We start from the raw sequence: 24,914 nt of genomic DNA on the forward strand, positions 1-24,914 counted from the left end.
TTCCATTGGAATAGCAGCAGGCCAATCCGGGCCTGTCTGCCGAGTCCGCACGTGTACGTCTGCATCTGCAACGGGGTTACCGACCATCAGATCCGCGAAGCCGCGCAAAGCGGTGTCGTGAGCGTGTCCGAGTTGACGATGCGCACCGGCTGCGGCGCGACCTGCGGTTCCTGCCTGGACATGGCGGCGGACCTGCTGGCCAAGTTCAGCGCCACCCACGACCTGCCGCTGCCGGTTCTCGGCCTGCAAGCCGCCTGAGCTGGGCCCGCTCCGTTGCGGGCCGCAACTGAGCACGATTCGCGTTCCTTCATGCCTGCGCGCGACGCGCTACAGTGCCCGCGATTCCACGCAGCAGGAGCACGCTCATGAAGGGCGACGCCAAAGTCATCGAATTCCTCAACAAGGTCCTCTACAACGAGCTGACCGCGATCAACCAGTACTTCCTGCACGCCAAGATGCTGAAGAACTGGGGCCTGAAGGAACTCGCCGATCACGAGTACAAGGAATCGATCGAAGAGATGAAGCATGCGGACATCCTGTCCGACCGCATCCTCTTCCTCGAAGGCCTGCCGAACTTCCAGGCGCTGGGCAAGCTGCGCATCGGCGAGAACCCGGCCGAGATCCTGCAGTGCGACCTCAGCCTGGAACGCGATGGCGTGGTCACGCTGCGCGAGGCTGTGGCGTATGCCGATTCGATCGGGGATTACGTCAGCCGCCAGCTGTTCGTGAAGATCCTCGAGTCCGAGGAAGAGCATATCGACTGGCTGGAAACCCAGCTGGACCTGATCGAGCGCATCGGTGAGCCGAATTACCTGCTGACCAAGATCGAAGACTGAGTCAGCCCTGCAGCGGGACGCGCAGGCGGGCGTGATAGCCGGCCAGCGCGATCCGTGCACGCGCGAACTCGGCGATCAACAGCGCCACCGCCACGGCGGGGCGCTCCAGCGTGCCGGCGCGGGCATCGTGCTCGATCCGCCAGGCCGCGGCCGACAGGGCCATCGCACCTACGTTCGCACTGGCCGATTTGAGACTGTGCGCCAGCGCCCGCAGTTGGTCCAGATCCGCGGCGACCGAAGCATCCTGCAACTGCCGGATCAACGGCGGGGTGTCATCGAGGAACACCCCGATGATGCGCGCCGTGTCCGCGCCGATCACGTCCAGCAGTTCATCGAGCACGTCCTGGTCGAGTACCGCAGCGGGCGTTTCGTCGCGTGCGAGGGGCGACGGTGCCGGGGTCAGCGCCGATGGCGTGGCCAGCGGCGGTGTCGAGGCGACGTCATCGGCCATCGCGCTGCTCCACCGTGCCAGCACCACCTGAAGCGTTTCGCGGTTGATCGGTTTGGACAGGTAATCGTCCATGCCGGCCTGCAGGCAGCGCTCGCGGTCGCCGGCCATCGCATTGGCGGTCATCGCCACGATCGGCAACCGCGCGGCAGCCTGTGCAGACTCATGGGCGCGCCAACGGCGGGTGGCGTCGTAGCCATCCAGCACAGGCATCTGGCAATCCATCAACACCAGATCGAACGTCTGCGTACGCAGCGCCTCCAGTGCCTGTTCGCCCTGGGTGGCAGTGACCACCTCGCAGCCGAGCACCTGCAGCAGCCGTTGCGCGACCAGCAGATTGACGCTGTTGTCTTCCACCAGCAGCAGACGCAGTGGGAACTGCGGCAGCGCCGTGGGCGAGCCGGCATATTCCACCTCGGCCAGCAGCGCGGCCGGGCGCGCACTGGGCACCACCGGGCGCAACACCGCATGCAGCTCGCTGTCGGCGGCCAGCCGCGACAGGGCCGGCCCGGGGCCAAGCGCCTCGGGCACGGGCGCCTCATCGCCATACAGCCACAGCAGCTGCGCCTCCGGGTGCCGCTCATTGCCGGCCACCGCGTTCTGCAGTGCCTGGGCGCCAAGGCGCAGGCCATCGGTGTCTGCAATCACCCAGGCCAACACTGGATCGATGCCACGGCGCTGCGGCGCGCGCAGGGCATCGATCGCCTCGGCACTGGTCTCCACCGTGTGCAGGCGCAGGTCATGGTGCTGGGTCACCCGCTCGATGCGCTGGGCCAGCAACGGGTCGCGCGTGACCAGCAGGGCACGGCGCGCACTCAGCGCGGCAGGCAGATCGCCGATCACCTTGAGCAGCGGAATCTCGAACCAGAACGTGGCGCCGTGCCCGGGCGTGGAGTGCACGCCGATGCGGCCGTGCATCAGGTCGATGATGCGCTTGCAGATCGCCAGGCCGAGCCCGGTGCCGCCGTACAGGCGCGTGGTCGAGGCGTCGGCCTGGCTGAAGGACTGGAACAGGCGCGCCTGCAGCGCCTCGTCGATGCCGATACCGCTGTCGACGATCTCGAACCGCAGCTGGTGCTGCGCGTTGGTCTCGCCCTGGCGCTGCACGCGCAGCCGGATGTGGCCACGCTCGGTGAACTTGATTGCGTTGACCAGCAGGTTGCTCAGCACCTGGCGCAGGCGCACCGGGTCACCCCGGACGGACAGGCGCACCGCGGGATCCAGCTCGAGCGACAGCTGCAGGCCCTTGGGATCGGCGGCGCGCTGCATCAACTGCACCAGACCTTCGAGCAGTTCGCGCAGATTGAACGTGGTGATCTCCAGGTTCAGGCCCTTGGCCTCGAGCCGCGAGTAATCGAGGATGTCATCGACGATGCGCAGCAGTTGCTGCGAACTGGCGGCGGCGGTCTGCAGCATCTGCCGCTGGTCGCTGCCGAGCTGGCCGCGCGCGATCAGATCGAGCATCGGCAGGATGCCATTGAGCGGCGTGCGGATCTCGTGGCTCATCGTCGCCAGGAATTCACCCTTGGCCAATGCGGCGGCTTCGGCGGCCTGCTTGGCGCCGAGCAGTTCCTGTTCCAGCTGGTTCTGCTGCTGCCGGCGCTGCTGCAGCTGATCGCGCTCGAGCACCAATGCCTCATTGCGCCGCTGCAGCGTCTCCAGCTGGTCCTGCGAGTCACGCCAGCGGCGTACCGCCTGGATGCCGGCAATCAGTGCCAGCAGGCCGGTGCCGGCGGCGATGTCGATCCATGGCCCATTGGCACCGATCCGCGCCATCACGCCAGCGGTGGCGCAGACTGCGGCCGCCGCGGCAGCGATCCACAGCGAGGCCGGGGTGGGCGAGTGGGCGGGCCGTCCATGGCGCCCCATGCTCAGAGCACCGAGTTCTGGAAGTCGAAGTTCAGTTCGCTGCCCGCGGACTGGACCATGTTGCCCTGGATGAAATCGACCCCGCCGATCCACATCGCGGCCGCTGCCTGCGGGTCTTCGATCTGCTGGCCGATGATGCGCAGCCCGGCGCGGTGCGCCAGATCGATCGCCGCACGCAGTTCGTCACGCGTCTGCTGGTTGGTGTGGCTGTTGGAAAAGCGCGCCGCCATGCGCACAAAGGCCAACGGCAGCTGCGACATCAGCGCATTGGCTTCATCGCCCGGCTCGAACTGGCTCAGGCAGAAGCGCACGCCCGCTGCATGCATGCGGGTGCAGAACTGCTGCAGGGTGACGGTGTGGATCAGCGCATCGGGCAGGCGCACGTCGATGACCAGCGCGCTGCCGTCAATCTGCCGGCTCGCCAGTGATTCCAGCAGCCAGTCGCCGAAGGCATCGCGGGCCAGGGTGCGCAGTGACTGCGAGACGAACAGGTGCAGCGGCTGCGCGGCGTGGCGGTACAGATCCAGCAGACCCAGCGCATGGTCGAGCACCTGCTGGTCCAGATCGGCGATGCGCCCGGCCGCTTCGGCGGCCGGAATCACCTGCCCGGCCGCCAGCACGCTGCCATCGGCCTGGCGCAGCCGCAGCAGCACCTGGTACTGCGCGGTGTTGCCACCGGCCACGGCGACGATCGGCTGGTAGGCCAGTTCCAGCTGCCCTTCAAGCAACGCCAGGTGTTCCTGCGCGGCCACATCTTCGCGGCGCACGTAGGCGGCCACGCCCGCGGTCAGCAGGCGGGCCTGCAGGGTGGTGCGCTCGACCGCTTCCAGTGCACTGCCCGCATCGGGGAAGCCCGGCGAAAGCTGGGCATGCCCGACCACGCCGCGCAGGTGGACCGATTCGTCATCGCGGATCACGAAGGCGCGCGTGGACAGCTGCTCGCGCAGTGCATGCGCCATCGCATCCAGGGTGTCCTCGTCGGCATTGCGGGCGAGCACCAGGAAGCTGTTGTCGTTCAGGCGTGCCAGCAGGTGGGGCTGGGCGGCATCGGCCAAGCGCTGACCGGCCTGGGTCATCAGCCGCTCGAAGGCCGCGTAGCCATAGCGTTCGCGCAGGCCGAGCGCGCTGGCGATCTCGATGAAGAACACGCCGCCGCGATCGCGATGGGCAAGCGAGGCGCCGAGCTGCTGCATCACGTGATGGCGCGTGGGCAGGCCGGTCTCGGGGTTGTTCATTACCGGCGCGCCGGCGTTGCCCGCCTGCGAGGCGGCCTGCGCACGTGCGCGGCGGATCCGGTTGGACACGGCCGCGATCAGATGGCGCGGGCGGATCGGCTTGCTGAGGAAATCATCGGCGCCGCTGTCGAGCACCTCGAACTGGCGCTCCGGATCCGGGTCGCCGCTGAGGAAGACGATCGGCAGCAACTGCTGGCCGGGTTGCTGGCGGATCAGCGCGGTCAGGCGCATCCCATCCAGCCCGGGCAGATGCAGGTCCATCAGGATCAGATCGGGACGGTGCTCGGCGATGGCCTGCTGCACGCCCTCGGCATCGCTGTGCACCAGCGCCTGCATGCCGGCACCGTGCAGCACGCTCTGCGCGAACAGGGCCTGCGAGCGGTCGTCCTCGACGATCAGGACGCGGTACGGCGAGTCGATACCGGGTGGGATCATCTGGCTGGCATCGGTGGGCAGCGGCGGCAGCAGGGGCGGCGGGCTGGCCGCTGCGGCATTGAGCGGGATGACATTGCTGTTGGCCACGGGCGCCGGCGCACCTGGGCGCTGCCAGCGCTGCCAGTGGTCGGCCGGCGGCGTTTCAGCGCGCACGGCGCGAGGGGGTGCAACAACGTTGTCGTGAACGGCCATCAGTACTCCCAGTCTGCGCCGCAATTATGCGACGAACGCCCGAGGGCAGGGCGCGCATTACCGTGGCAGGGTTCCCGGTTTGACCTGCGTCTGGCCACTGTCGGCCTGGCGCATCAGCCAGCGCACGCCTTTCCACAACGTCCGCCAGATCATCCACACGATCAAGGCGCCGATCAGGCTGCACGCCACCACCAGGATCAGCGCCAGCCATGGGTGGGCAAGGGCGAGCGCGAGTCCGCCGACCACCACGGTGTCTTCGGCGGCCGAGGCGACCCAGTTGCTGGCCGGTTCGGGCGAGGTGTTGAGCAGGGCGCGGGTACCGGATTTGAGCCCGTGGCTGGCCAGCGCGACGCCGGCGCCGGCCACCAGTGCGGTGCCGCTGAGCTCGCCGCTGGGCGAGAGCGTGGCGGCGGCCAGGAACGCACCGGCCGGCACCCTGGCCAGCGTCTGGACCAGATCCCAGGCCGAATCGACCCCGGGAATCTTGTCGGCGAAGAATTCTGCGATGGCCAGCGCGGCCGAGGTGCCCAGCACCCACCAGGACTCCGTGGCCTGCAGCGCGGGTGGCAGATCGACCCAGCCCAGCAGCCCGGCCAGGCCGACGCCGAACACGGTGAGGTACACGCGGATACCGGCCAGCCAGGCCAGCAGGATACCGATCACGAACAGGTGGGCTTCGGTCATGGCACGCGCTCCGGCTGCAGAATGTGCACAGGCGCACACTATCGGGGATGACGTCCATGAACGCCACTGCCCCGATCCCGGTCCTGCGCGGACAAGGTCTTTCCCCTGACTTACACTAGCCCGTCGTTCCAGACAGGGGCCGTTGCGACAGCGCCGGCAGGCGCAGTCGCCCAGGACTGCCATGAATAAACCCACACCTTCCCGCATCCAGATCCGCCGGCCGGGCGCGCCGCCCGTGCAGGACCGCAAGCGCCTGCTGGTGCTGGGCGGGGCCTGGCTGCTGTCGCTGGTCCTGGCCGCGCTGCTTGGCGCCTGGTTGGGCTCGCCCGGCGGTGACGTCGGCACCCAGCTCAAGGCCGCCGAAACCCGCAATGAGCGCCTCCAGCAGCAGCTCATCGAGCTGCAGCAGCATCAGGCGACCCTGCAGGCGTCCGACCGCATCAGCCGCGCCGCCAACACCGAGGTTCAGGCCTCGCTGGGCGAGCGCGACGAAGAAATCGCCGGCCTGCGTGCCGACGTGGCCTTCTACGAGCGTCTGGTCGGTGCGACCAGCCAGCGCAAGGGCCTGAACACCCATTCGGTGGAGTTCGCGCCGGAGACCGGCGGCACCTGGCAGTACGCCGTGGTGCTGACCCAGAACCTGAACCGCGGGGCGATCAGCCAAGGGCAGATGCGCTTCACGGTGGAAGGCGTCAAGGACGGCAAGCTGACCTCGGTCAGCTGGGACGAGCTGCACCAGCGCACCAAGGTGCCGGGCCAGGACTATTCCTTCCGGTACTTCCAGCAGCTCACCGGCAGCGTGATGCTGCCGCAAGGCTTCACCCCGCAACGTGTGCGGGTCACGCTGGGATCAGGCGCGGGGGGCGCCACCCAGGTATTCGATTGGAAGCAGGCCGGCGCACCGGCGGCATCGGCAAAAGAAGGGGAATAAGCCCATGTTTGGCAGCAACAAATCCAACCGCGACGGACATCTTGTCGTGGACGCGCTGATCGGCGCGCAGGTGGTGATCCGCGGGGACGTGGAATTCAGCGGTGGTCTGTACGTGGAAGGCACCATCCTGGGCAAAGTGATCGCCCAGGACGGCGCCAGCAACGCCACCCTGACGGTGGCCGAGCATGGCGCCATCGAGGGTGAGATCCGCGCCCAGGTGGTGGTCATCAGCGGCCGCCTGGACGGGGATGTGCACGCCACCGAGCGGGTCGAACTGACCCCGAGCGCCCGGGTGACCGGCAACATCCATTACCAGGTGGTGGAAATGCACGCCGGCGCCCAGCTGACCGGCCGCCTGATCCACACCTCGGCGCAGATGGCCCTGCCGCCGCCGTCCGGGGATGCGGACGAGGGCAAGGGCAAGGACACCGCGGCCCGCAAGAAGCTGGCCGAGGCGATGGCCTGAGCTTGAAACCGTGCTCATGCACCCCCATGCTGGGGGCATGAGCACGCTTGTTTCCCTGCCCGGCGCTCCCGCCGCCGCGCCGAACTACCAGTCCCTGGACCGTCCGCTGAACTTCACCGAGGCCGCTGCGGCCAAGGTCAAGGAGCTGATCCAGGATGAGGGCAATGCTGCCCTCGCCCTGCGCGTCTACATCGAAGGCGGCGGTTGTTCCGGCTTCCAGTACGGGTTCGAGTTCGACGAGAACCGCGCCGAAGACGATCTGGCCGTGGATACCGCCGGCGTCACGCTGCTGGTCGATCCGCTGAGCCTGCAGTACCTGATGGGCGCCGAGGTGGATTACACCGAAAGCCTGACCGGCGCGCAGTTCGTGATCCGCAATCCGAACGCGAAGACCACCTGCGGCTGCGGCAGCAGTTTCAGCATGTGATGTGCGCGCAACCGGCCAAACGGTCGGTTGCCGCTTGCCAGCCCCGCCGAATGTGGGCAGGCTCTTGCGATGTCCACATTTACTCCGCAGCTTTCCGGTTTCGCCTTCGTCAGCGAGCCGTTGGAGCGCGCCGATACCCTGCGCGATGACGCCGATGCGTTGTTGCGCCTGTGGCCGGACGCGCGCGTATTGGTACTCGATCCCGATGGCACGGCCCTGGCCGGCGATGACGGTCAGCCACTGCCATTGACCGGCGCCGATCTCGGCGGCGGGCCCGGCACCGCGATCTTCCTCGGCCTGCGCGGCGAGCAGGCGTGGTTCTCGCTGGAGGCCGCCGCCGTGACGGTGGCCGCGCCGCAGCGCGTGGATCTGCGCCAGTCTGCCGCCACCTGGTCCATCGCCGATTCCACCGCCTTCTGTTACGCCCGGGGCATGTCCTACTGGCAGTCGCGCACCCGCTTCTGCGGGGTGTGCGGTGGCGCGGTGACCTTCAGCCGCGGCGGCTTCGTCGGTCGGTGTGGCCAGTGCGCCACCGAACACTACCCGCGCGTGGATCCGGCGGTGATCGTGGCCGTGGAAAACCAGGGCCGGCTGCTGCTGGGCCGCCAGGCCAACTGGGCCCCGCGCCGTTACTCGGTGCTGGCCGGCTTCGTGGAGCCCGGCGAATCGCTGGAGCAGACCGTGGTCCGCGAGGTCTTCGAAGAAAGCCGCGTACGTGTGCGTGAGTGCCGCTACCTGGGCACCCAGCCGTGGCCGTTCCCGGGCGCACTGATGCTCGGCTTCGCCGCCACGGCCGAAGACGACGTGCCGACCGTGAACGGCGAACTGGAAGATGCGCGCTGGTTCACTGCCGAGGAAGTGGGCGCGGCGCTCGCCCGGGATGTCGAGGATGACGGCGACGGCATCCGTCTGTCCCCGCCCATCTCGATCTCGCGCAGCCTGATCGAACACTGGTACCGCCAACAGGTCGCCTGAGGGGCGCCTGCCGTTGCCGCCGGCTGAACACGCGGCGCGGTACATTACCAACGGCCCGGGGAATTGCCGGGCCGCAAGGCATAGTAGCGGCGCGTTCCACGTCCCGAGCCGGAGGCTTACATGTTCACCACCCTGGTCGCCGTGCTGGTTGCCTTGGCCCTGGGCCATGTCGCGCCGGGCGTGGCCGTCGCGCTGCGGCGTTTCGGCCTGTACCGGCGCTGGCTGCAGTGGCTGGACCGGCACGCCGCCGAAGACGGCTTCTGGCGCGGCCGCAAGGGCGCCTGGCTGGCCGTGCTGCCGTTCGTGGCGGTGCTGGGCCTGCTGCAGTGGCTGTTCGATGACCGCGTCTACGGCCTGCCGTCGCTGCTGCTGGGCGTGCTGGTACTGGTGATGTGCTGGGGTCCGCGCGATCTGGACCGCGACGTCGAGACGGTGATCGACGCCGATGACGCCCACGCCCGCCACCTGGCGATCGCACAGTTGCAGTCCGCCGGTGGCAGCCTGCAGGAAGACGTCCCCTCGCTCGTCGAAGCAACGGTGCTCAACGCGCTGCGGCGCTGGTTCGCAGTGCTGTTCTGGTTCCTGCTGCTGGGCCCGGTCGGTGCGCTGCTGTATCGCCTGCTGGCCTTGCTGGCGGTTGGCCCGATGCGCTCGCTGGCCAGCGTGGAAGCGGTCGCCGGTGCGCGCGTGGTGCTGGCCTGGCTGGAGTGGCCGGTCGCGCAGTTGATGTCACTGTCGATGGCGCTGGTCGGCAATTTCGATACCGCGTTCAAGGCGTGGCGCGAGGCGCACGGCAATCAGTGGTCGGCCTCGACACACTTCCTCGGTGCGGTCGCGCGGGCAAGCGTGAGCGCCGAGCTTCGCGAGGATGCGCATGATTACAGTGATGCGGGGATGGTGCCGGTGTGGCGTCGTCTGCCGGAGCTGCGCGATGCGATGAGCCTGGTGTGGCGCATGCTGCTGCTGTGGATGGCGGTGCTGGCGCTGCTGGTGATCGCCGGTTGGGTCACCTGATGGTCCGGGTCAGCCCGGCGCCAACCAGGTAAACGGCACCCACGGCAGGTTGCGTGCGATCCAGTATGCGGGCAGCAGGATCAGCCAGAAAGCGGGCTTCATCAGCAGCGTGATCAACGGCTGCAGCGCGCGTGGTCGCCAGCCCAGTGCCCAACCGAGTACCAGCGGGGCGATGGCCAGCATCAGCATGGCCAGGGGATTCATCGAAAAGGCGGTGACCACATCGCCATGAGCCAGCGCGTGCAGTGCACGCGTCAGCCCGCAGCCGATGCAGTAATACCCGGTGACCGCCAGAAAGCTGCACGGCGGGAACGGACTGCTGGCGCTGTTGGGGTCGTAGTGCCGCAGCACCCAGATCCCCGCACCGGCCGCCAAGGCGGCCGGTGGCAACACCGCCAGCAACCAGCGCTTGCCGTGCAGCGCGATCATCAGCTGTTGCTTTCGATCTGCTGCTGGAACTGCTGCATCTGTTCCATGTAACCGTCCACGCCCATGAAGGCCAGCGAGATCACGAACAGCACGACGCCGGCGATCAGGAAGCCGGTGGTGACCCAGGCCCAGATCTTGGCGTTCTTGGAGGCACGACGTGCGCCTTCAAGGTCGCCCTGGTTGAGCAGTCCGTTGACCTTGCTGGCGAATACGATCGCGACGACGCCGGTGACGATGCCCGGGAAGCTCAGGCACGACAGGCAGCACACGAAGAACGCCAGGATGGTGACGACGATCGACCAGATCAGGTGGTTCGGAATGCTGCCCGGGGCGGGCGGCAGGGGGGCAGTGGCATTCATCAGCGAAACTCCATTTGCTTGGGTGGGTGGGTGCGTACGAGGTGTCCCGGGCGGTAATCTAACCGATGTGCCTGCCTCTATGTATACGGTTACATGCAGGCAGCGCGGGGCTCACGCCTGATCGCCACGTAGCTGCCGCACCTGGGTTTCCAGCATCGGCGCGGTGGCGACCTCGCCTGCGATCGGCGCAGATGCGACGACCTCGACATGCGCGCGGAAACGGCGTGGCACACGCATGCGGCCCAGGCGCGTGTCGCGGCGGCTCCACATGCTCGACCACATCCCGCGCAGCGCCATCGGCACTACCGGTACCGGGCGACGTTCGAGAATCTTCTCCACGCCCGATTTGAACGCGCCCACCTGCCCATCGCGCGTCAACGCGCCCTCCGGGAAGATGCAGACCAGCTCGCCCTCGGCCAGCGCCTTGTCCACCTCATCGAAGGCGGCCTGCATCAGCGCGGGATCTTCGCGTGCGCCGGCGATCGGGATGGCCTTTGCGGTGCGGAAGATCCAGCGCATCACCGGGATGTTGAAGATCTTGTAGTACATGACGAAGCGCACCGGGCGCGGCAGGGTCGCCGACAGGATCAGCGCGTCCATGTAGCTGACGTGGTTGCATACGATCAGTGCCGCCCCTTCGTCCGGTACGTTGGCTTCGATGCCATGCGGACGCAGCCGGTACAGCGCGCGCACCATCACCCAGCTGAGGAAGCGCATCAGGAACTCGGGCACGATCGTGAAGATGTAGATCGACACCACGGCATTGGCGATCGCCAGCGCCAGGAACAGCTGCGGGATGGTCCAGTCGAGTACGCGCTGGGTGAGCAGGCCCAGCCCCGCCGCCAGCACGATGAAGCCGGAGTTCTGGATGTTGAGCGCGGCGAACACGCGCGACATTTCCGATTTGGCCGTGCGGCTCTGGATCAGGGCGAACAGCGGTACCACGAAGAAGCCGGTGAACAGGCCGATGCCGATCAGATCGATGATGATGCGCGCGCTGCCCGGGGCCTGCACGAACTGCCAGATCGACAGCCCGGCCGTCGCCGCTTCGCCGACGCGGGCGAAGTACAGGTCGAGCATGAAGGCGGTCATGCCGAACGCGCCCAGCGGCACCAGCCCGATTTCCACGGTGCGCCCGGACAGCTTCTCGCACAGCAGCGAACCGGTGCCGGTGCCCAGCGAGAACAGGGCCAGCGCGAAGATGTAGAGCAGGGAGCCGCCGCCGAGGTTGACCTCGGCATAGGTCGGCAGCTGCGAGGTCATCATCGTGCCGACGAACCAGAACCAGGACACGCCCAGGATCGCGTTGCGCACGGCCTTCTGCTTCTTGGCCATGCGCAGCACTGCCAGCGACTCGGGCAGCGGGTTCCAGTGGATCTTCAGGTCCGGCGCGCCGGCATCGACCTTGGGGATCATGCGTGCGGTCAGGTTGCCGGCCACCGCGAGCACGATCACGGCGGTGGCGGCCACGATCGGACCATGGCTGCCGGACAGGGCGAAGATCAGGCCGCCGGCGATCATCCCGGTCAGGATCGACAGCGAGGTGCCCATCTCGACCAGGCCGTTGCCGCCGGTCAGCTCTTCAGGCTTGAGGATCGAGGGCAGCACCGAGTACTTCACCGGTCCGAACAGGGTGGACTGCATGCCGGTGCAGAACAGCGCGACCAGCAGTACCGGCATGCTCTCGGTCAGGAAACCAAGCGCGGCCAGCGACATGATCGCGATTTCCATGGTCGTGGTGATCACGATCAGCCGCGATTTCTCCAGCTTCTCCGCGATCTGGCCGGCCAGCGCCGAGAACAGGAAGTACGGCAGGATGAAGATCGCCGGCGCCAGGTTGGTATACAGCGAGCGCTCTTCGATCGGCGTGCCGAGGAAGAACAGCAGCGCGATGATGGCCTGGCGGTAGACGTTGTCGTTGAACGCGCCCAGCGACTGGACGATGAAAAACGGCAGGAAACGGCGCTGCTTGAGCAGGGCGAACTGACTATGGCCGGACATGGAGACTCCTTGCGAACCGGCGCAGCCTAGCATTCTCCCTGTTGGCGCAGCATGGCAACGGCGCGCGTCGCCCCGGGGCGGTAGCTCACGACCGTTGGCCGTGACACGTTCAACATCCGTATCGACCAACGGTCGATACCTACCTCAACGTGCGCGCGGCCTCGTTGGCGGCGCCCCGCAGCTTGGGCAGCAGGCGCAGCATCAGCCCCATCTGGGTGCGGATCAGCTGCAGCTTGGGCGGCATGTCGTCCGGGATCTGCTCCAGCTGCTCGGCCAGGGCCCGATCGCCCTCGTTGGCGTCTTCGGCCACCGGCTCGCGCTGCTGCAGCGCACTGGCGATCTGCTGCATCGCCTGCTGCACCCGTTCACCGCCAGACAGCGCCAGCGGATCCTGGCCGTAGCTGTCCAGCTGGGTGCGGTGGGCGCCCAGTGCGGAGAGATGGCCAAGCAGAGTGTTGGACAGCGCCAGGAAGCGGAAGCCGGCATCCAGGTTGCGGCGCACGTGGCCGGGCTCGCGCAGCATGTTCGACAACGCGGTGGACAGCGCCGCATCGGCGTTGTGCATGTCACGCCGTGCGATGCGGTACGCCAGATCGTCCTGCATGCCGCTGCCGTATTGGCCGAGCACGGCGTGCAGGTACTTGGCGCAGTTGTCGAGCACGCGCGCCATCACCAGGTTCAGGCGCCGGCCCTGCCAGTCGGGCAGGATCAGGAACGCGGCCGCCGCGGCGATCGCGCAGCCCAGCAGCGTATCCACCAGGCGCGGCCAGATCAGCAGGAAGCCATCGCCGATCAGGTTGAAGCAGGTCAGTGCCATCACCGTGATCGCCGCAGACGCCACCAGGTAGCGATCGCTGCGGGTGAAGAAGAACAGCAGCGCCGAGAGCAGGGCGATCAGCAGTTCGATGCGCAGGTCCTGGAACAGCTGCATCAGCGCCCAGGTGAGCACCAGGCCGATCAGCGTGCCGGCGATCCGTTGCGCCAGCCGCTGGCGGGTCGCACCGAAGTGCGGGCGGCACACGAACACGATGGTGAGCAGTACCCACGAGCCGTTCTGGGCGTTGAACAGCCGGATCGCGGCAAAACCGATGATCAGCGCCAGCGCCATGCGCAGGCCATGCCGGAACAGCACCGAGCCGGGCGTGAGCTGCTGGCGGATGCGCACGCCCATCTCGTGCAGGGTATGCGGGTTGGTATCGCGCAGGCGGGTATCGACGTTGTCCAGGGTGGACTCGGATTTCTCGGCCTCGGACAGGCGACGTTCGATGCTCTGCAGGTTGTGGCCCAGCAGTTCCAGCGAGGCCAGCAGACGCTGCCACTGCGGGTTGTGCTGGGCGCGCAGCCAGGTCAGCGAATCGGTGAGATCGGCAGTGGCCTGCTTGGTGCGCTCGCCGTACTGGAACGGTTGGCGCAGGCGGATCGCCTGGCCCAGGTTGGCGCAGGCCTCACCCTGCAGCGCGAGCAGGCGCTGGCAGCGGTACAGCACGTCGCTGTGGAAGAACGCCTCGGTGAGCGCGCCGTAGGGGTAGTGCGAGGAGCTGGCGCGCTCGTGGAAGTCCTGGGCCATGTAATACAGGCGCAGGTACAGGCCGGATTGCACGCCGGGCCGGCCGGAGCGTCCGAAGCGCGCCAGGATCGCGGTCTTGGCGATGTTCAGCGCTTCGACCACGCGCCGGTTCTGCTCGGCCAGGGCCAGCTGGCGCTTCTGCACGTCGGCATCGCGCACCGGTTCGAACAGATCGGCCTTGAGCTGCAGGTAGCGGCCCAGTTCCAGGTACAGGCGCGCGACCCGCTCGCGTACGGGCCGGTTGGCGAACAGGGCGGTCCACAGGATGGAGAGCAGCGCGTACCAGACCGCACCGGCCAGCAGGTGGCTGACCGCGTTGATCGCCTGGGGCAGATCGGTCGCGCCGTGCTGCTCCAGCCCGATCATGGTGTAGATGGCCAGCGTAACCGTGGCCTGCGCGATGGAGGCGTAGCGCTCGCCGAGCGCGCCGAGCAGGGTCAGCCCGAACGTCGCGGCGGCCAGCGCGGTGATGAACCACCACGGATGCGGGAACAGCACCACGACCGCGGCGGCGGCGGCCACGAAGCACACCAGTGACAGGGCCACCGATTTGATCCGGCCCCACCAGTTGTCGTCGGTCTCGGCGATCGCGCTGGCGATGATGCCCAGGAACACGCCAGGCAGCGCAGGCAGCTGGTCCAGGTACCAGCACAGCCCCATCGCCGCGGACAACGCAATGAACACCCGCAGGCCATAGCTGGCCTTCTCATGCGCCCACAGGCGGCTGACGCGGGTTTCGAACGAAGGCATGGCGACTCGGCGGAAGGCAGGCCGCCATTATTGCCGGAGCGGGGTGAAGGGGACACCTCTGTCTGCGGGGCTGGGTCGGCGTGGGTGGGTTGCCGGGACACGCAGCAAGTACGTCCTTGTAAGCTCGATTCGCGCCATCCATGGCGCGAAACGGTCCCGTCCACCCACCCACGCCGACCCTCCGACAGTGGGTCGGTGCGCATCGAAAAGCGGGACCGGTGCAATTTACATATCGAACCGCACACTGACCGAGAAGGTGCGCGGCAGGCCCACGCCTGCGTTGGACCAGTACTTCTTGTTGGCCAGGTTCTCCACGCCGGCGCGCCAGGTGACCGGATGGCCGGCGGCCTGCATGCGGTAGCCGAGGCCGGCGTTGACCAGGGTGTAGTCGGGCAGTTTGAGGGTGTTGTCGGCGTCGTAGTAGACGTCACCGTAGTAGCGGGCCAATGCATACACGCTCAGACCGTCAATCTGCGGGATGCTGTAGTCGGCGTGCAGCACGCCCTGCCAGCGGGCGGCGCCGGCGGTGCGGTTGCCTTGCTGGGCGACGCTGTCGGGGGAGAGCTTGTCGTAGGTCGGGTCCAGCCAGGTCACGCCGCCACCGAGGGTGACGGCATCGGTCAGGCGCACATCGCCACTGACTTCCACGCCTTCGTACAGGGTGATGCCGTCCTGCACCAGCAGCTTGCCGGCGGACGTAATCAGGTCGATGTTCGCGCCACGCTCCAATCGGAAGGCGGCCGCATTGGCGCTCCAGCGCGGGTACTCGATCTTGGCGCCGATCTCGTACTGCTTGCTGATGGTGGGGTCGAGCACGTCGCCGGCATTGATGTAATCGCTGCCCACGCGGCTGCCGGCTTCCAGCGATTCGACGTAGCTGGCATACAGCGTCACGGCATCGGCCGGCTTGTACATCAGGGCGTAGGTCGGGGTGACCGGATAGGTGTGGTACGCGCCCTTGTTTTCGAAGTCGTTGTAGCGCGCGCCGGCCAGCACCGACCAGCCGTCGGCGAAGCTGACGGTGTCGCTCACGAACACCGCCTGCTGCACGGTCTCGCTGCCGCGGCTGAGCACGCGCGAGCCGACCGCATCATGGCGCAGCGTAGGTCGCTGATAGATGTTGCCGCGGCCGAGGGTGTTCCACTCGTACGGACGGTCCCAGCCCAGGCCAGTCTGGTGGGAGACGCCGGCAACGACCTGGTGCGACAGCGGGCCGGTCTGGAAGCGGCCCTGCACGATGGCCTGGGCCAGCTTCCACTCGCTCTTGCCGCCGAGCTCGTAGGTGTTGACGTCGTAGTCGCCGTTGACGTCATCGATGTAGGCGAAGATCTTGTTGACGTCGTTCCACGAGGTGGTCACGCCATAGCTCAGGCTGGCCTTCCAGTCGCTGTTGATCTGCCAGTTCAAGGCGGTGGAGAGCAGGCTGGAACGGGTGTCGTAGTAGCTGCCATCGATGCTGTTGTCGATGTCGCCGGCCAGCGGGCGCGGCAGCTCGGTCAGGCCGATGAAGTAGTACTGCGGGGATTCGTTGCTGAGCTCGCGCGACTGGAACACGCCATCGAAGGTCCAGGTGAGGCGGTCGCTCAGACGCGCGTCCAGCGACAGCGCGCCCACCTTGCGGTTCACGTCGCCGCCGTTGAACGTCTCGCCCTTCTCCTGGTACGCATTGAAGCGGTAGCCGAACATCTCTTCGTCGCCGAAGCGCCCGCCCACATCGACCTGGCCGCTGACGATGCCCGCCTCGCGCCAGCCAAGCTGCGCCGACAGCGTGGTGACCTCGGTCGGCTTCCTGGTCACGTAGTTGACGATGCCGCCGGGCTGGCCGAAGCCATACATGAAGCCACCGGGACCCTTCAGCAGTTCCACCTGCTCCATCACTTCCAGCGGCCACTCGGTGCCCCACGAAGAGACCTGCAGGCCGTTGACGCGGTAGCTGTCGTAGCTCAGATCGATGCCGCGGTTGCGGATCGGCGAGCTCCAGCCGCTGGCGTAGGCGCTGACCTGGGTGACCACGGACGGATCGGTGAGGAAGGCCTCGCCAAGCGAGACCACCTGGCGCTTCTCGATGTCCTCGCGGCCCACCACCGAGATCGCGAAGGGGGTATCGCGCACGGCACGGTCGCCCAAGGCGCCGGTGTCGGTATGGGTGCGTTCGGCGGTGACCTTGATCGCATCCAGATCGGTGGCCGAGCGCGCCCGGGCGCCGCCATCCGGGGCGGACTGGGCGTGGGCGGTGCAGGCCGCGGCAAGGGAAAGGGCGAGCAGGGCCGGGCGCAGGGCACGGCGGCCCGGCACCACGGCCGGGAGCGAAGACACAGACTGGCGCATGTTGTGGGGGTCCTCCGCGGACAGCAGCACACCGTCCGCGATCAGAAGAAGGCGGAAAAGAGGGGGTGGCTGAGTCGTCAGGCGTGCCGCGTCAGCGGCAGCGGGGCATCGCGGGGGGCAGTGCAGGACCGTGGCTGATGCGAATTGTTCTCTTTTGGGTCGATTGCGTCAATCCGGCGGCGGGCCGACCCACGGTCGGCACCTGCCTGCATGAACCACGTTCAGTGCAGGCATGCCGCCATCACCGCGCGGCGGCGGCCCGCTTCAACGCACGCTTCTCGCGGCGCCGCGCCCGGCGAGCCACCCAGCGCTCGCGCAGGCACGAGAAGATCACGTACAGCGCCGGAGTGCTGAGCAGGGTCAGGCTCTGCGAGAACAGCAGGCCGCCGATCATCGCGATGCCCAGCGGGCGGCGCAGCTCGGAGCCTTCGCCCAGGCCGATCGCCAGCGGCACTGCGGCCAGGATCGCCACCATGCTGGTCATCATGATCGGGCGGAAGCGCACGATGCTGGCCTCACGTGCGGCTTCCAACGGCGTCTTGCCGTGCTCGCGCTGCGCCACCACGGCGAAGTCGATCATCATGATCGCGTTTTTCTTGACGATGCCGATCAGCAGCACCAGCGCGATCATCGAGATCACCGACAGCTCGGTATTGGTGCCATACAGCGCCAATAGCGCACCCACGCCCGCCGCCGGCAGCGTGGAGAGAATGGTGACCGGGTGGATCAGGCTTTCATACAGCATGCCCAGCACCAGGTAGACGGTGATGATCGCCGCCATCACCAGGATCAGCATCGCCATCGGGTCCGAATCGAAGCCGAATCCTGCGTCCTCGGCCAGACGGATGTCACCGGGCATGCGCATGCCGTTGACCGTGCTGTCGATGATCGCCTTGGCCTCGCCCATGCTGGTGCCGGGGGCGAGGTTGTAGCTCAGTTCCATCGTGGTGTACTGGTTTTCATGGGTGATCTGCGATGGCGCCAGCCCCGGCACCTGCTCGGCCACCGCCGTGATCGGCACCATCTCGCCATTGCCGGCCCGCACGTAGATCTGGTCCAGCGCTCCGGGCGTTGCGGTCTGCTCGGGCAGGGCGTTGACCACCACACTGTACTGGTTGATGTCCGAGTAGATCGTGGAGATCTGGCGCTGGCCGAAGGCGCCGTACAGCGCGCCGTCGATGGCACCGACCGAGACGCCCAGGCGTGCGGCCTTGGCCCGGTCGATCACGATGTTCTGGCGCAGGCCGGCGGCGTCCACGTCGGTGCCGACGTCGGCCAGCTTCGGGTTCTTCTTCAGCGCGGCCTGCAGTTTCGGCAGCCACTCCTGCAGCTGGGCCAAATCGTTGCCCTGCAGCGAGACGCGGTACTGCGCGCCTTGGCTGGCTCCCCCGCCGTCATTGCTGGGCAGATCCTGGATCGCACGCAGGCGCAGCTGCAGGTCGGGATAGCGGTCGGCCTTGGCACTCAGCCGCGCCAGTGCCTGGGCGGTGGTTTCGCGGCGACCATCCTTGCGTGACTTGAGTTCAACGTTGAACTGCGCGCTGGAACCCTGGCGGCCACTGCCCAGGCGCACGCCCACGGTCTTCACCGCCGGATCGGCCATCAGCATGTCGGTGATGCGGCGCTGGCGGTTGACCATATCGTCGAAGGAGACCGTGGCGCTGGAGTTCGCGCGGCCCCAGATCAGGCCGGTGTCCTGGGCCGGGAACGCGCCCTTCTTGACCGCACCGAACAGGAAGATGGTCGCGCCGATCAGCAGCAGCGGGGTCAGCGACAACAACAGGGCATGACGCAGCGAGAAGTCGAGCAGCTTCACGTAGATCCGCAGCATGCGGTCGTGGCCGGCATCGAGCAGGCGGCCGAAGCGGCTGGGTGCGCCGGCATCGGCATGTGCGCTCAGGAAGCGGCTGCACAGCGCCGGGGTCAGGGTCAGGGAGATGATCATCGAGACCACGATGGCGGCGACCAGGGTGACGGTGAACTCGCGGAAGAACGCACCCATCATGCCTTCGGCGAACAGCAGCGGAATGAACACCGCCACCAGTGAGGCGGTGATCGAGACGATGGTGAAGCCGATCTCGCGCGCACCGGTGAGGGCGGCCTGCATGCGCGGCATGCCCTCGTCGAGGTGGCGCATGATGTTCTCGATCACCACGATCGCATCGTCGACCACGAAGCCGATCGCGATCACCAGCGCCAGCAGGCTAAGGTTGTTCAAGGTGAAGCCCAGCACGTACATCACCAGTGCCGCGCCGGCCAGCGACAGCGGCACGGTCACCGCGGCGATCAGGGTCGGGGCGAGCCGGCGCAGGAACAGCGCCATGGTCAGCACCACCATCGCCAGCGCGATCAGCAGGGTGATCTGCACTTCATGCAGCGACGAGCGGATGGTCGGGGTGCGGTCGAAATACGGGGTGAGCGTGGTGCCCGGTTCCAGGTAGTCGCGCAGGGTCGGGATCTGCGCCTTCACCCGGTCCACGGTCTCCACGATGTTGGCGCCAGCGCGGGTGAACACGTACATCACCACCGCCGGTTTGTGGTTGAACCACGCGGCCTGGTAGGCGTCCTGCTGCCCGTCGTAGACGTTGGCGATGTCCTGCAGGCGGATCACGCGGCCGTTGTCGGCGGTCTTGATCACCAGCTGGGCGAAGTCGGCCGCGCGCGCCACCGAGTCGTTGGCGATGATCGCGGTGGTGGTGTTGCCATCGGTGAGGAAGCCGGTCGGCGAGGTCACGTTGGCCGCGCGCACCGCGTTGCGCAGATCGTCGGCGGTCAGGCCGAGGGCGTTCATCAGGCGCAGGTTGACGTCCACGCGCACCGCCGGCGTGGAGGCACCGGCGATATCCACCGAGGACACGCCGGTGATCTGGCGGATGCGCTGGGCCAGCAGCGAGTCGGCCACGTTGTAGAGATCGTCGGCCGACTGCGTTTCCGAGGTCAGCGCGATCGCGATGACCGGGTCATCGTTCGGGTTCGCCTTCTGGAACATCGGCGTGCCCAGCCCCGCAGGCAGGTCGGACTGCGCCGAGTTGATCGCGGTCTGCACGTCCAGCGCGGCCGAATCGATGTCGCGGTCGCTCTGGAAGATCATGAAGACCAGCGAGCTGCCTTCGGAGCTGGACGAGCGCATGCGGTCGATGCCCGGCAGCTGGCCGAGGTGGCGTTCCAGCGGCGCGGTCACCGTGGACGCCATCGTCGTGGCATCCGCGCCGGCCTGGTTGGCGTGCACGAAGATCACCGGGATCTGGATGTTCGGCAGCGCCGAGACACCCAGCTGCAGGTAGCAGATCACGCCGACCACGAACAGGCCGATGGCCAGCAGAGCGGTGCCGATCGGGCGGCGGATGAACGGACCGGAGATGTTCATCGAACGCCTCCGCAACGGCCTGCGGTGCTCATCATCACGCTTGCGGCTCCTGCACCGGGCCATGGCCATGACGCAGCGCACGCTGCTCGCGGCGCTGGCGAAGGCGCTCGGAGAAGCGCTCCATGTACAGGTAGATCACCGGTGTGGTGTACAGCGTCACGAGCTGCGAGAGCAGCAGGCCGCCGACGATGGCGATGCCCAGCGGGCGGCGCAGTTCCGAGCCGATGCCGGTGCCCAGCGCCAGCGGCAATGCACCCAGCATCGCGGCAGCGGTGGTCATCATGATCGGGCGGAAGCGCAGCAGGCACGCGCGACGGATCGCCTCATGCGCGTTGGCACCGGTGCGGCGTGCTTCGATCGCGAAGTCGACCATCATGATGCCGTTCTTCTTCACGATGCCGATCAGCAGCACGATGCCGACGATGCCGTCCACCGACAACGGCAGCCCGCACACCATCAGCGCGAGCAGCGCGCCCACGCCGGCCGGGGGCAGGGTGGAGATGATGGTGAAGGGGTGGATGTAGCTCTCATACAGCACGCCCAGCACGATGTAGATCAGCACCAGCGAGGCCAGCAGCAGCCACACCACATCGGTCTGACTGCCGGTGAACTCGGCGGCCTTGCCGATGAACTGTGCGTGCACCTGCGAGGGCATCTCCAGGCCCGCCTTGGTCTCCTCGATCGCCTTGACCGCATCGGACAAGGAATAGCCCGGTGCGATGTTGAACGACACCGTGACCGCCGGCAGCTGCTGCTGATGGCTGACCACCAGCGGGGTGCTGGTGACCTTGCTCTCGGCCAAGGCGGCCAGCGGGATGATGTTGCCGGCGCCGACCGGAATGCCGGTGTTCTGCGCGCCGATGCCGGTGGCGGTGGACGAGTTGGACGAGGTGACCTGGCCGAAGTTGGTGGCGTTGCTGCCGGTCAGCGCACCGGCGCCATTGGAGGCCACCGCCAGCTGGTTCATCAGCGCGGTGCTGGTGCGGAACTCAGGGGCCACTTCCAGCACCACGCGGTACTGGTTGAGCTCGGTGAAGATGGTGGAGATCTGGCGCTGGCCGAAGGCGTCGTACAGCGTGTCGTCGATGGTCTGCATCGGCACGCCGAGCACGCTGGCCTTGTCACGGTCGATGGTCAGCTCGAGTGCGCGGCCCTGGTTGGACAGGTTGTTGTCCACGTCGGCCAGCTCCGGACGCTGGCGCAGCGCCTCGGTCAGGCGCGTGGCCTGCAGCGCGACCTGCGCGCTGTCCACGTCCGACAGCGAGTACTGGTACTCGGTCGCGGCCACGCGGGTATCCAGGGTGACGTCCTGCACCGGCTTGAGGTACAGCGCCACCCCGGGAATGCCGGCCACGGCCTTCTGCAGGCGCGGCAGGATCTCATCGAGCCCATCGCGGTCGCCGCGCTCCTTGAGCACGATCGACAGCTGGCCCTGGTTGAGCGTGGGGTTCATGGTGCCGGCGCCGATGAAGGCCGAGACACCGGTCACTGCCGGGTCGCTGCGCAGCGCTTCGGCCACGGCCTTGGTGCGCTGCTCCATCTGCGGGAAGGCGATGTTCTGGTCGGCCTGCACCACGCCGGTGATCAGGCCGGTGTCCTGCTCGGGCAGCAGGCCTTTGGGAATCACCAGGTACAGCACCACGGTCAGCACCAGCGCGCCGGCAGCGACGGCAAGGGTCAGCGGCTGGTGGTCGAGCACCCAGTCCAGGCTGCGTTCGTACAGGCCGACGGTGCGCGACCACACGGTGGTCTTGCCTGCGGCGGCCGCCCGCTCGTGCGCGTCTTCGCCCTCGGGCAGCGCATCGGGCTTGAGCAGGTAGGCGCACATCATCGGGGTAAGCGTCAGCGAGATCAGCATCGACAGCGTCACCGCGATGCTCAGCACCCAGGCGAATTCGTGGAACAGGCGGCCGGTGACGCCGGGCATCAGCAGCAGCGGCAGGAACACCGCCACCAGCGAGATGGTCAGCGAGAGCACGGTGAAGCCGATCTGCTGCGCGCCGATCTCGGCCGCTTCCGGCCCGCTCTTGCCCTGTTCGATGTAACGCACGATGTTCTCGATCATCACGATCGCATCGTCGACCACGAAGCCGGTGGCCACCACCAGCGCCATCAGCGAGAGGTTGTCCAGCGACATGCCGGCGAACGCCATCACACCGAAGGTGCCGGCCAGTGACAGCGGCACCGCTACCGAGGGAATGATGGTCGCCCACAAGCGGCGCAGGAACACGAAGATCACCGCGACCACCAGGCCGATGGTGAGGATCAGGGTGAACTGCACTTCATGCACCGAAGCACGGATGGTCTCGGTACGGTCGTTGAAGATGTCCAGATGCACGTCGGCCGGCAGCACGTTCTGCAGCTGCGGCAGCAACGCGCGGATGCGCTCGACGGTCTGCACGATGTTCGCGCCCGGCTGGCGCCGCACTTCCAGCAGCACCGCCGGCTTGCCATCGGCCCACGCGGCCAGCTGGTCATTCTCCACGCCGTCGATCACGTTGGCCACATCGGACAGGCGCACCGGGCGGCCGTTCTTGTAGCTGATGATGGTGTCGCGGTACTCGGCGGCACTGGTCAGCTGGTCGTTGGTGCCGATCGAGTAGGACTGGGTCTTGCCGTTGAGCGAGCCCTTGGGCGCGTTGACGTTGGCCTGGGTCAGCGCGCTGCGCAGCTCTTCCAGGGTCAAGCCCATGTTGGACAGCTGCGCCGGGTTGACCTGGATGCGCACGGCCGGGCGCACGTTGCCGGCGATGGAGACCAGGCCTACGCCCTGCACCTGCGACAGGCGCTGGGCGAGGATGGAGTCGGCGTAGTTGTTGACGTCGCGCAGCGGGCGCGTGTCGGAGGTGAGCTTGAGGGTGACGATCGCCGCGTCGGCCGGGTTCACCCGGTTGTAGACCGGCTGGTAGGGCAGCGAGGAGGGCAGGGTGGCCTGGCGGATCGCGGCCTGCACATCCTGCGCGGCGATGTCGATGTCGCGGTCCATCGAGAACTGCAGGATGATCGTGGACAGCCCCGCCGACGAATCGGAGGTCATGATCTCCAGCCCGGAGATCTGCCCGAACTGGCGCTCCAGCGGCGTGGTCACCAGCGAGGCCATGGTGACCGCGTTGGCACCGGGGTACTGGGTGGTCACCACCAGGCTGGGCGCATCGATCTCGGGCAGCGCCGACACCGGCAGCTGGCGGTAGCCGAGGATGCCGAGCAGCAGCAGGCCCGCCATCAGCAGCGAGGTGGCGATCGGGCGGCGGATGAAAATCGTCGAAAAGCCCACGGGCGGGTCCTTGCTGGTGCGTCGTGCTGCGTTGGATCAGGCGAACGCCGGCCCTGGGGCCGGCGTCAGGTACGTAGGGCGGGCGCGATCAGCGCGGACCGCCACCGCGGCGTCCACCGCCACCCTGCTGCTGGGCGGCCTTGAGCTCGGCTTCGGTCGGTGCGGCCGGGGTTTCGCCCGGCTTGAGCGCGGTCACCTTGGCGCCCGGCTTGAGCCGGAACTGACCTTCGCTCACGACCCGCTCGCCACCTTTCAGGCCCTCGGTGATCTGCACCTGGCTGTCGCCGACTTCCACGCCGCTCTTCACCGTCTGCATGGCCACGGTGCTGTCCGGGGTGACGATGTAGACGTACTCGCCGTCCGGCCCGCGCATCACGGCCTGGGTCGGGATCACCACGCCGCCGGCGATGGTGCGCAGCTGCATGCGGACGTTGACGAACTGGCCCGGCCACAGCGAATTGTCGGCGTTGTCGAACAGCGCACGCGCGCGGAAGGTGCCGCTGTCGCTGCTGATCTGGTTGTCGACCACGTCCAGCTTTCCGCCGTCGGTAAGGACGTGCGCGTCGTTGCGGTCCAGCGCGGCGATATCCACCGCACCGGCGGCCTGGGCTTCGCGCACGGCCGGCAGCTGGCGCTCGGGCAGGTTGAACACGACATGGATCGGATGGATCTGGGTCAGCGTCACCAGCGCGGTGCCGGCGCTGACGATATTGCCGGCGTCGACCGCACGGATACCGGCGATGCCGGAGATCGGGGCGGTCACCCGGGTGTACTGCAGCTGCACCTGGGCGGCGCGCATGCTGGCCTCGTTGGCGGCCACGGCACTTTCGAACTGGGCCACCTGATTGCGTTGGGTGTCCAGGTCGGTCTTGGCCACGTACTGGCGGTATTCGGCCGAATTGGAGCGCTGGTAGTTGGAGCGGGCGGTGGCGAGCTGGGCCTGGTTCTGGCGCTTGGCCGCCGCGGCCTCGTCGTAGCTGGCCTGCAGGGTGCGCGGATCGATCTGCGCGAGCAGGTCACCCTTCTTCACTTCCTGGCCTTCCTTGAAGTTCAGGCTGATCAGCTGGCCGCCGACCTGCGGGCTCACGGTGACGGTGTTCATCGCCGCCACCGTGCCCAGCGCGCTGGCGTAGACCGGCACGTCCTGGCGGACCGCATCGATCACCGTGACCGGCACCGGGCCGGCATTGGCCGGATCACCGCCCTGGCGCCCTTCGGCTGCCGGGTCGCCTGCATCCCCCTTCTTGCCGCCCATCAGGCGCATACCCACAACGGCAATCACCAGCACTGCGACCACCAGCAGCACGATCTTCCAGAAACGCGACAT

Annotated in this window: 17 protein-coding genes and 1 pseudogene; 7 read left to right on the forward strand and 11 right to left on the reverse strand. The window is 67.5% G+C overall.

Features of this window, described 5'->3' with window-relative positions:
- The first annotated feature begins 51 nt into the window (after positions 1-51).
- Both K4043_RS07010 and bfr read left to right on the forward strand, forming a co-directional pair.
- The gene (locus tag K4043_RS07010) at positions 52-258 is read left to right on the forward strand and encodes a (2Fe-2S)-binding protein (RefSeq protein ID WP_088433582.1); all 207 of its coding nucleotides are present in this window, start codon (positions 52-54) and stop codon (positions 256-258) included.
- Positions 259-365: 107 nt separating this feature from the next.
- Positions 366-836: a bacterioferritin gene (bfr, locus tag K4043_RS07015; RefSeq protein WP_019185321.1), complete on the forward strand. Its 471-nt coding sequence runs from the start codon at positions 366-368 to the stop codon at positions 834-836.
- Position 837: 1 nt separating this feature from the next.
- On the opposite strand, the gene K4043_RS07020 is transcribed toward bfr, so the two are convergent.
- Genes K4043_RS07020 through K4043_RS07030 form a run of 3 tightly spaced genes read right to left on the reverse strand, consistent with a single transcriptional unit; the run spans position 838 to position 5,699 of the window.
- A complete protein-coding gene (locus K4043_RS07020; RefSeq protein ID WP_265308718.1) occupies positions 838-3,153 on the reverse strand; it encodes an ATP-binding protein in 2,316 nt (771 codons plus the stop codon).
- Between the two features lie 2 nt (positions 3,154-3,155).
- Positions 3,156-5,015 carry an EAL domain-containing response regulator gene (locus K4043_RS07025; protein ID WP_265308719.1) on the reverse strand — a complete coding sequence of 620 codons (1,860 nt, stop codon included), beginning with the start codon at positions 5,013-5,015 and terminating at the stop codon, positions 3,156-3,158.
- A gap of 57 nt (positions 5,016-5,072) precedes the next feature.
- Positions 5,073-5,699 (reverse strand): DUF4126 domain-containing protein, encoded by a 627-nt coding sequence (locus tag K4043_RS07030; RefSeq protein WP_123729969.1) that lies wholly within the window; start codon positions 5,697-5,699, stop codon positions 5,073-5,075.
- A 181-nt stretch (positions 5,700-5,880) separates the two neighbouring features.
- Here K4043_RS07030 and K4043_RS07035 point away from each other — a divergent pair, with 181 nt between their 5' ends.
- From K4043_RS07035 to ampE, 5 genes and pseudogenes are all read left to right on the forward strand, one after another.
- A complete protein-coding gene (locus K4043_RS07035) occupies positions 5,881-6,630 on the forward strand; it encodes a DUF6776 family protein (protein WP_123729970.1) in 750 nt (249 codons plus the stop codon).
- 4 nt (positions 6,631-6,634) lie between these two features.
- A pseudogene (locus K4043_RS07040) lies at positions 6,635-7,000 on the forward strand (polymer-forming cytoskeletal protein); the annotation flags it as partial.
- A gap of 133 nt (positions 7,001-7,133) precedes the next feature.
- Positions 7,134-7,523 carry an iron-sulfur cluster insertion protein ErpA gene (gene erpA / locus K4043_RS07045; RefSeq protein WP_019185327.1) on the forward strand — a complete coding sequence of 130 codons (390 nt, stop codon included), beginning with the start codon at positions 7,134-7,136 and terminating at the stop codon, positions 7,521-7,523.
- 69 nt (positions 7,524-7,592) lie between these two features.
- Positions 7,593-8,498, forward strand: coding sequence for an NAD(+) diphosphatase (gene nudC, locus K4043_RS07050; protein WP_265308722.1), 906 nt, complete (start codon positions 7,593-7,595; stop codon positions 8,496-8,498).
- A 120-nt stretch (positions 8,499-8,618) separates the two neighbouring features.
- Positions 8,619-9,512 (forward strand): regulatory signaling modulator protein AmpE, encoded by an 894-nt coding sequence (gene ampE / locus K4043_RS07055; protein ID WP_123729972.1) that lies wholly within the window; start codon positions 8,619-8,621, stop codon positions 9,510-9,512.
- 9 nt (positions 9,513-9,521) lie between these two features.
- On the opposite strand, the gene K4043_RS07060 is transcribed toward ampE, so the two are convergent.
- The 8 genes from K4043_RS07060 to K4043_RS07095 form a co-directional block, all read right to left on the reverse strand.
- Positions 9,522-9,941 carry a DUF2752 domain-containing protein gene (locus K4043_RS07060; RefSeq protein WP_265308723.1) on the reverse strand — a complete coding sequence of 140 codons (420 nt, stop codon included), beginning with the start codon at positions 9,939-9,941 and terminating at the stop codon, positions 9,522-9,524.
- On the reverse strand, positions 9,941-10,300 hold the full coding sequence (locus K4043_RS07065) for a CD225/dispanin family protein (RefSeq protein WP_123729974.1): 360 nt from the start codon (positions 10,298-10,300) through the stop codon (positions 9,941-9,943). The genes K4043_RS07060 and K4043_RS07065 overlap by 1 nt, the downstream gene beginning before the upstream one ends.
- A 111-nt stretch (positions 10,301-10,411) precedes the next feature.
- Complete coding sequence (locus K4043_RS07070) at positions 10,412-12,301, reverse strand: MFS transporter (RefSeq protein ID WP_265308724.1); 1,890 nt, start codon at positions 12,299-12,301, stop codon at positions 10,412-10,414.
- Between the two features lie 139 nt (positions 12,302-12,440).
- Complete coding sequence (gene yccS, locus K4043_RS07075) at positions 12,441-14,618, reverse strand: YccS family putative transporter (protein ID WP_265308725.1); 2,178 nt, start codon at positions 14,616-14,618, stop codon at positions 12,441-12,443.
- 225 nt (positions 14,619-14,843) lie between these two features.
- Entirely contained in the window at positions 14,844-16,946 is a 2,103-nt protein-coding gene (locus K4043_RS07080; RefSeq protein WP_265308726.1) for a TonB-dependent receptor, read from the reverse strand.
- A 241-nt stretch (positions 16,947-17,187) separates the two neighbouring features.
- Positions 17,188-20,313 (reverse strand): efflux RND transporter permease subunit, encoded by a 3,126-nt coding sequence (locus K4043_RS07085; RefSeq protein WP_123729977.1) that lies wholly within the window; start codon positions 20,311-20,313, stop codon positions 17,188-17,190.
- A gap of 34 nt (positions 20,314-20,347) precedes the next feature.
- The gene (locus K4043_RS07090; protein ID WP_123729978.1) at positions 20,348-23,587 is read right to left on the reverse strand and encodes an efflux RND transporter permease subunit; all 3,240 of its coding nucleotides are present in this window, start codon (positions 23,585-23,587) and stop codon (positions 20,348-20,350) included.
- Positions 23,588-23,675: 88 nt separating this feature from the next.
- Positions 23,676-24,914, reverse strand: a complete 1,239-nt coding sequence (locus tag K4043_RS07095) for an efflux RND transporter periplasmic adaptor subunit (RefSeq protein ID WP_265308727.1) — start codon at positions 24,912-24,914, stop codon at positions 23,676-23,678.

Source organism: Stenotrophomonas sp. SRS1 (genome assembly GCF_026130205.1).
Lineage (GTDB): Bacteria > Pseudomonadota > Gammaproteobacteria > Xanthomonadales > Xanthomonadaceae > Stenotrophomonas > Stenotrophomonas rhizophila_B.

Bases quoted from the DNA above. Each gene is read 5' to 3' on its own strand.
- bfr (WP_019185321.1), top strand. From the start codon at position 366: ATGAAGGGCGACGCCAAAGTCATCGAATTCCTCAACAAGGTCCTCTAC.
- K4043_RS07020 (WP_265308718.1), bottom strand. From the start codon at position 3,153: ATGGGGCGCCATGGACGGCCCGCCCACTCGCCCACCCCGGCCTCGCTG.
- K4043_RS07025 (WP_265308719.1), bottom strand. From the start codon at position 5,015: ATGGCCGTTCACGACAACGTTGTTGCACCCCCTCGCGCCGTGCGCGCT.
- K4043_RS07030 (WP_123729969.1), bottom strand. From the start codon at position 5,699: ATGACCGAAGCCCACCTGTTCGTGATCGGTATCCTGCTGGCCTGGCTG.
- K4043_RS07035 (WP_123729970.1), top strand. From the start codon at position 5,881: ATGAATAAACCCACACCTTCCCGCATCCAGATCCGCCGGCCGGGCGCG.
- erpA (WP_019185327.1), top strand. From the start codon at position 7,134: ATGAGCACGCTTGTTTCCCTGCCCGGCGCTCCCGCCGCCGCGCCGAAC.
- nudC (WP_265308722.1), top strand. From the start codon at position 7,593: ATGTCCACATTTACTCCGCAGCTTTCCGGTTTCGCCTTCGTCAGCGAG.
- ampE (WP_123729972.1), top strand. From the start codon at position 8,619: ATGTTCACCACCCTGGTCGCCGTGCTGGTTGCCTTGGCCCTGGGCCAT.
- K4043_RS07060 (WP_265308723.1), bottom strand. From the start codon at position 9,941: ATGATCGCGCTGCACGGCAAGCGCTGGTTGCTGGCGGTGTTGCCACCG.
- K4043_RS07065 (WP_123729974.1), bottom strand. From the start codon at position 10,300: ATGAATGCCACTGCCCCCCTGCCGCCCGCCCCGGGCAGCATTCCGAAC.
- K4043_RS07070 (WP_265308724.1), bottom strand. From the start codon at position 12,301: ATGTCCGGCCATAGTCAGTTCGCCCTGCTCAAGCAGCGCCGTTTCCTG.
- yccS (WP_265308725.1), bottom strand. From the start codon at position 14,618: ATGCCTTCGTTCGAAACCCGCGTCAGCCGCCTGTGGGCGCATGAGAAG.
- K4043_RS07080 (WP_265308726.1), bottom strand. From the start codon at position 16,946: ATGCGCCAGTCTGTGTCTTCGCTCCCGGCCGTGGTGCCGGGCCGCCGT.
- K4043_RS07085 (WP_123729977.1), bottom strand. From the start codon at position 20,313: ATGAACATCTCCGGTCCGTTCATCCGCCGCCCGATCGGCACCGCTCTG.
- K4043_RS07095 (WP_265308727.1), bottom strand. From the start codon at position 24,914: ATGTCGCGTTTCTGGAAGATCGTGCTGCTGGTGGTCGCAGTGCTGGTG.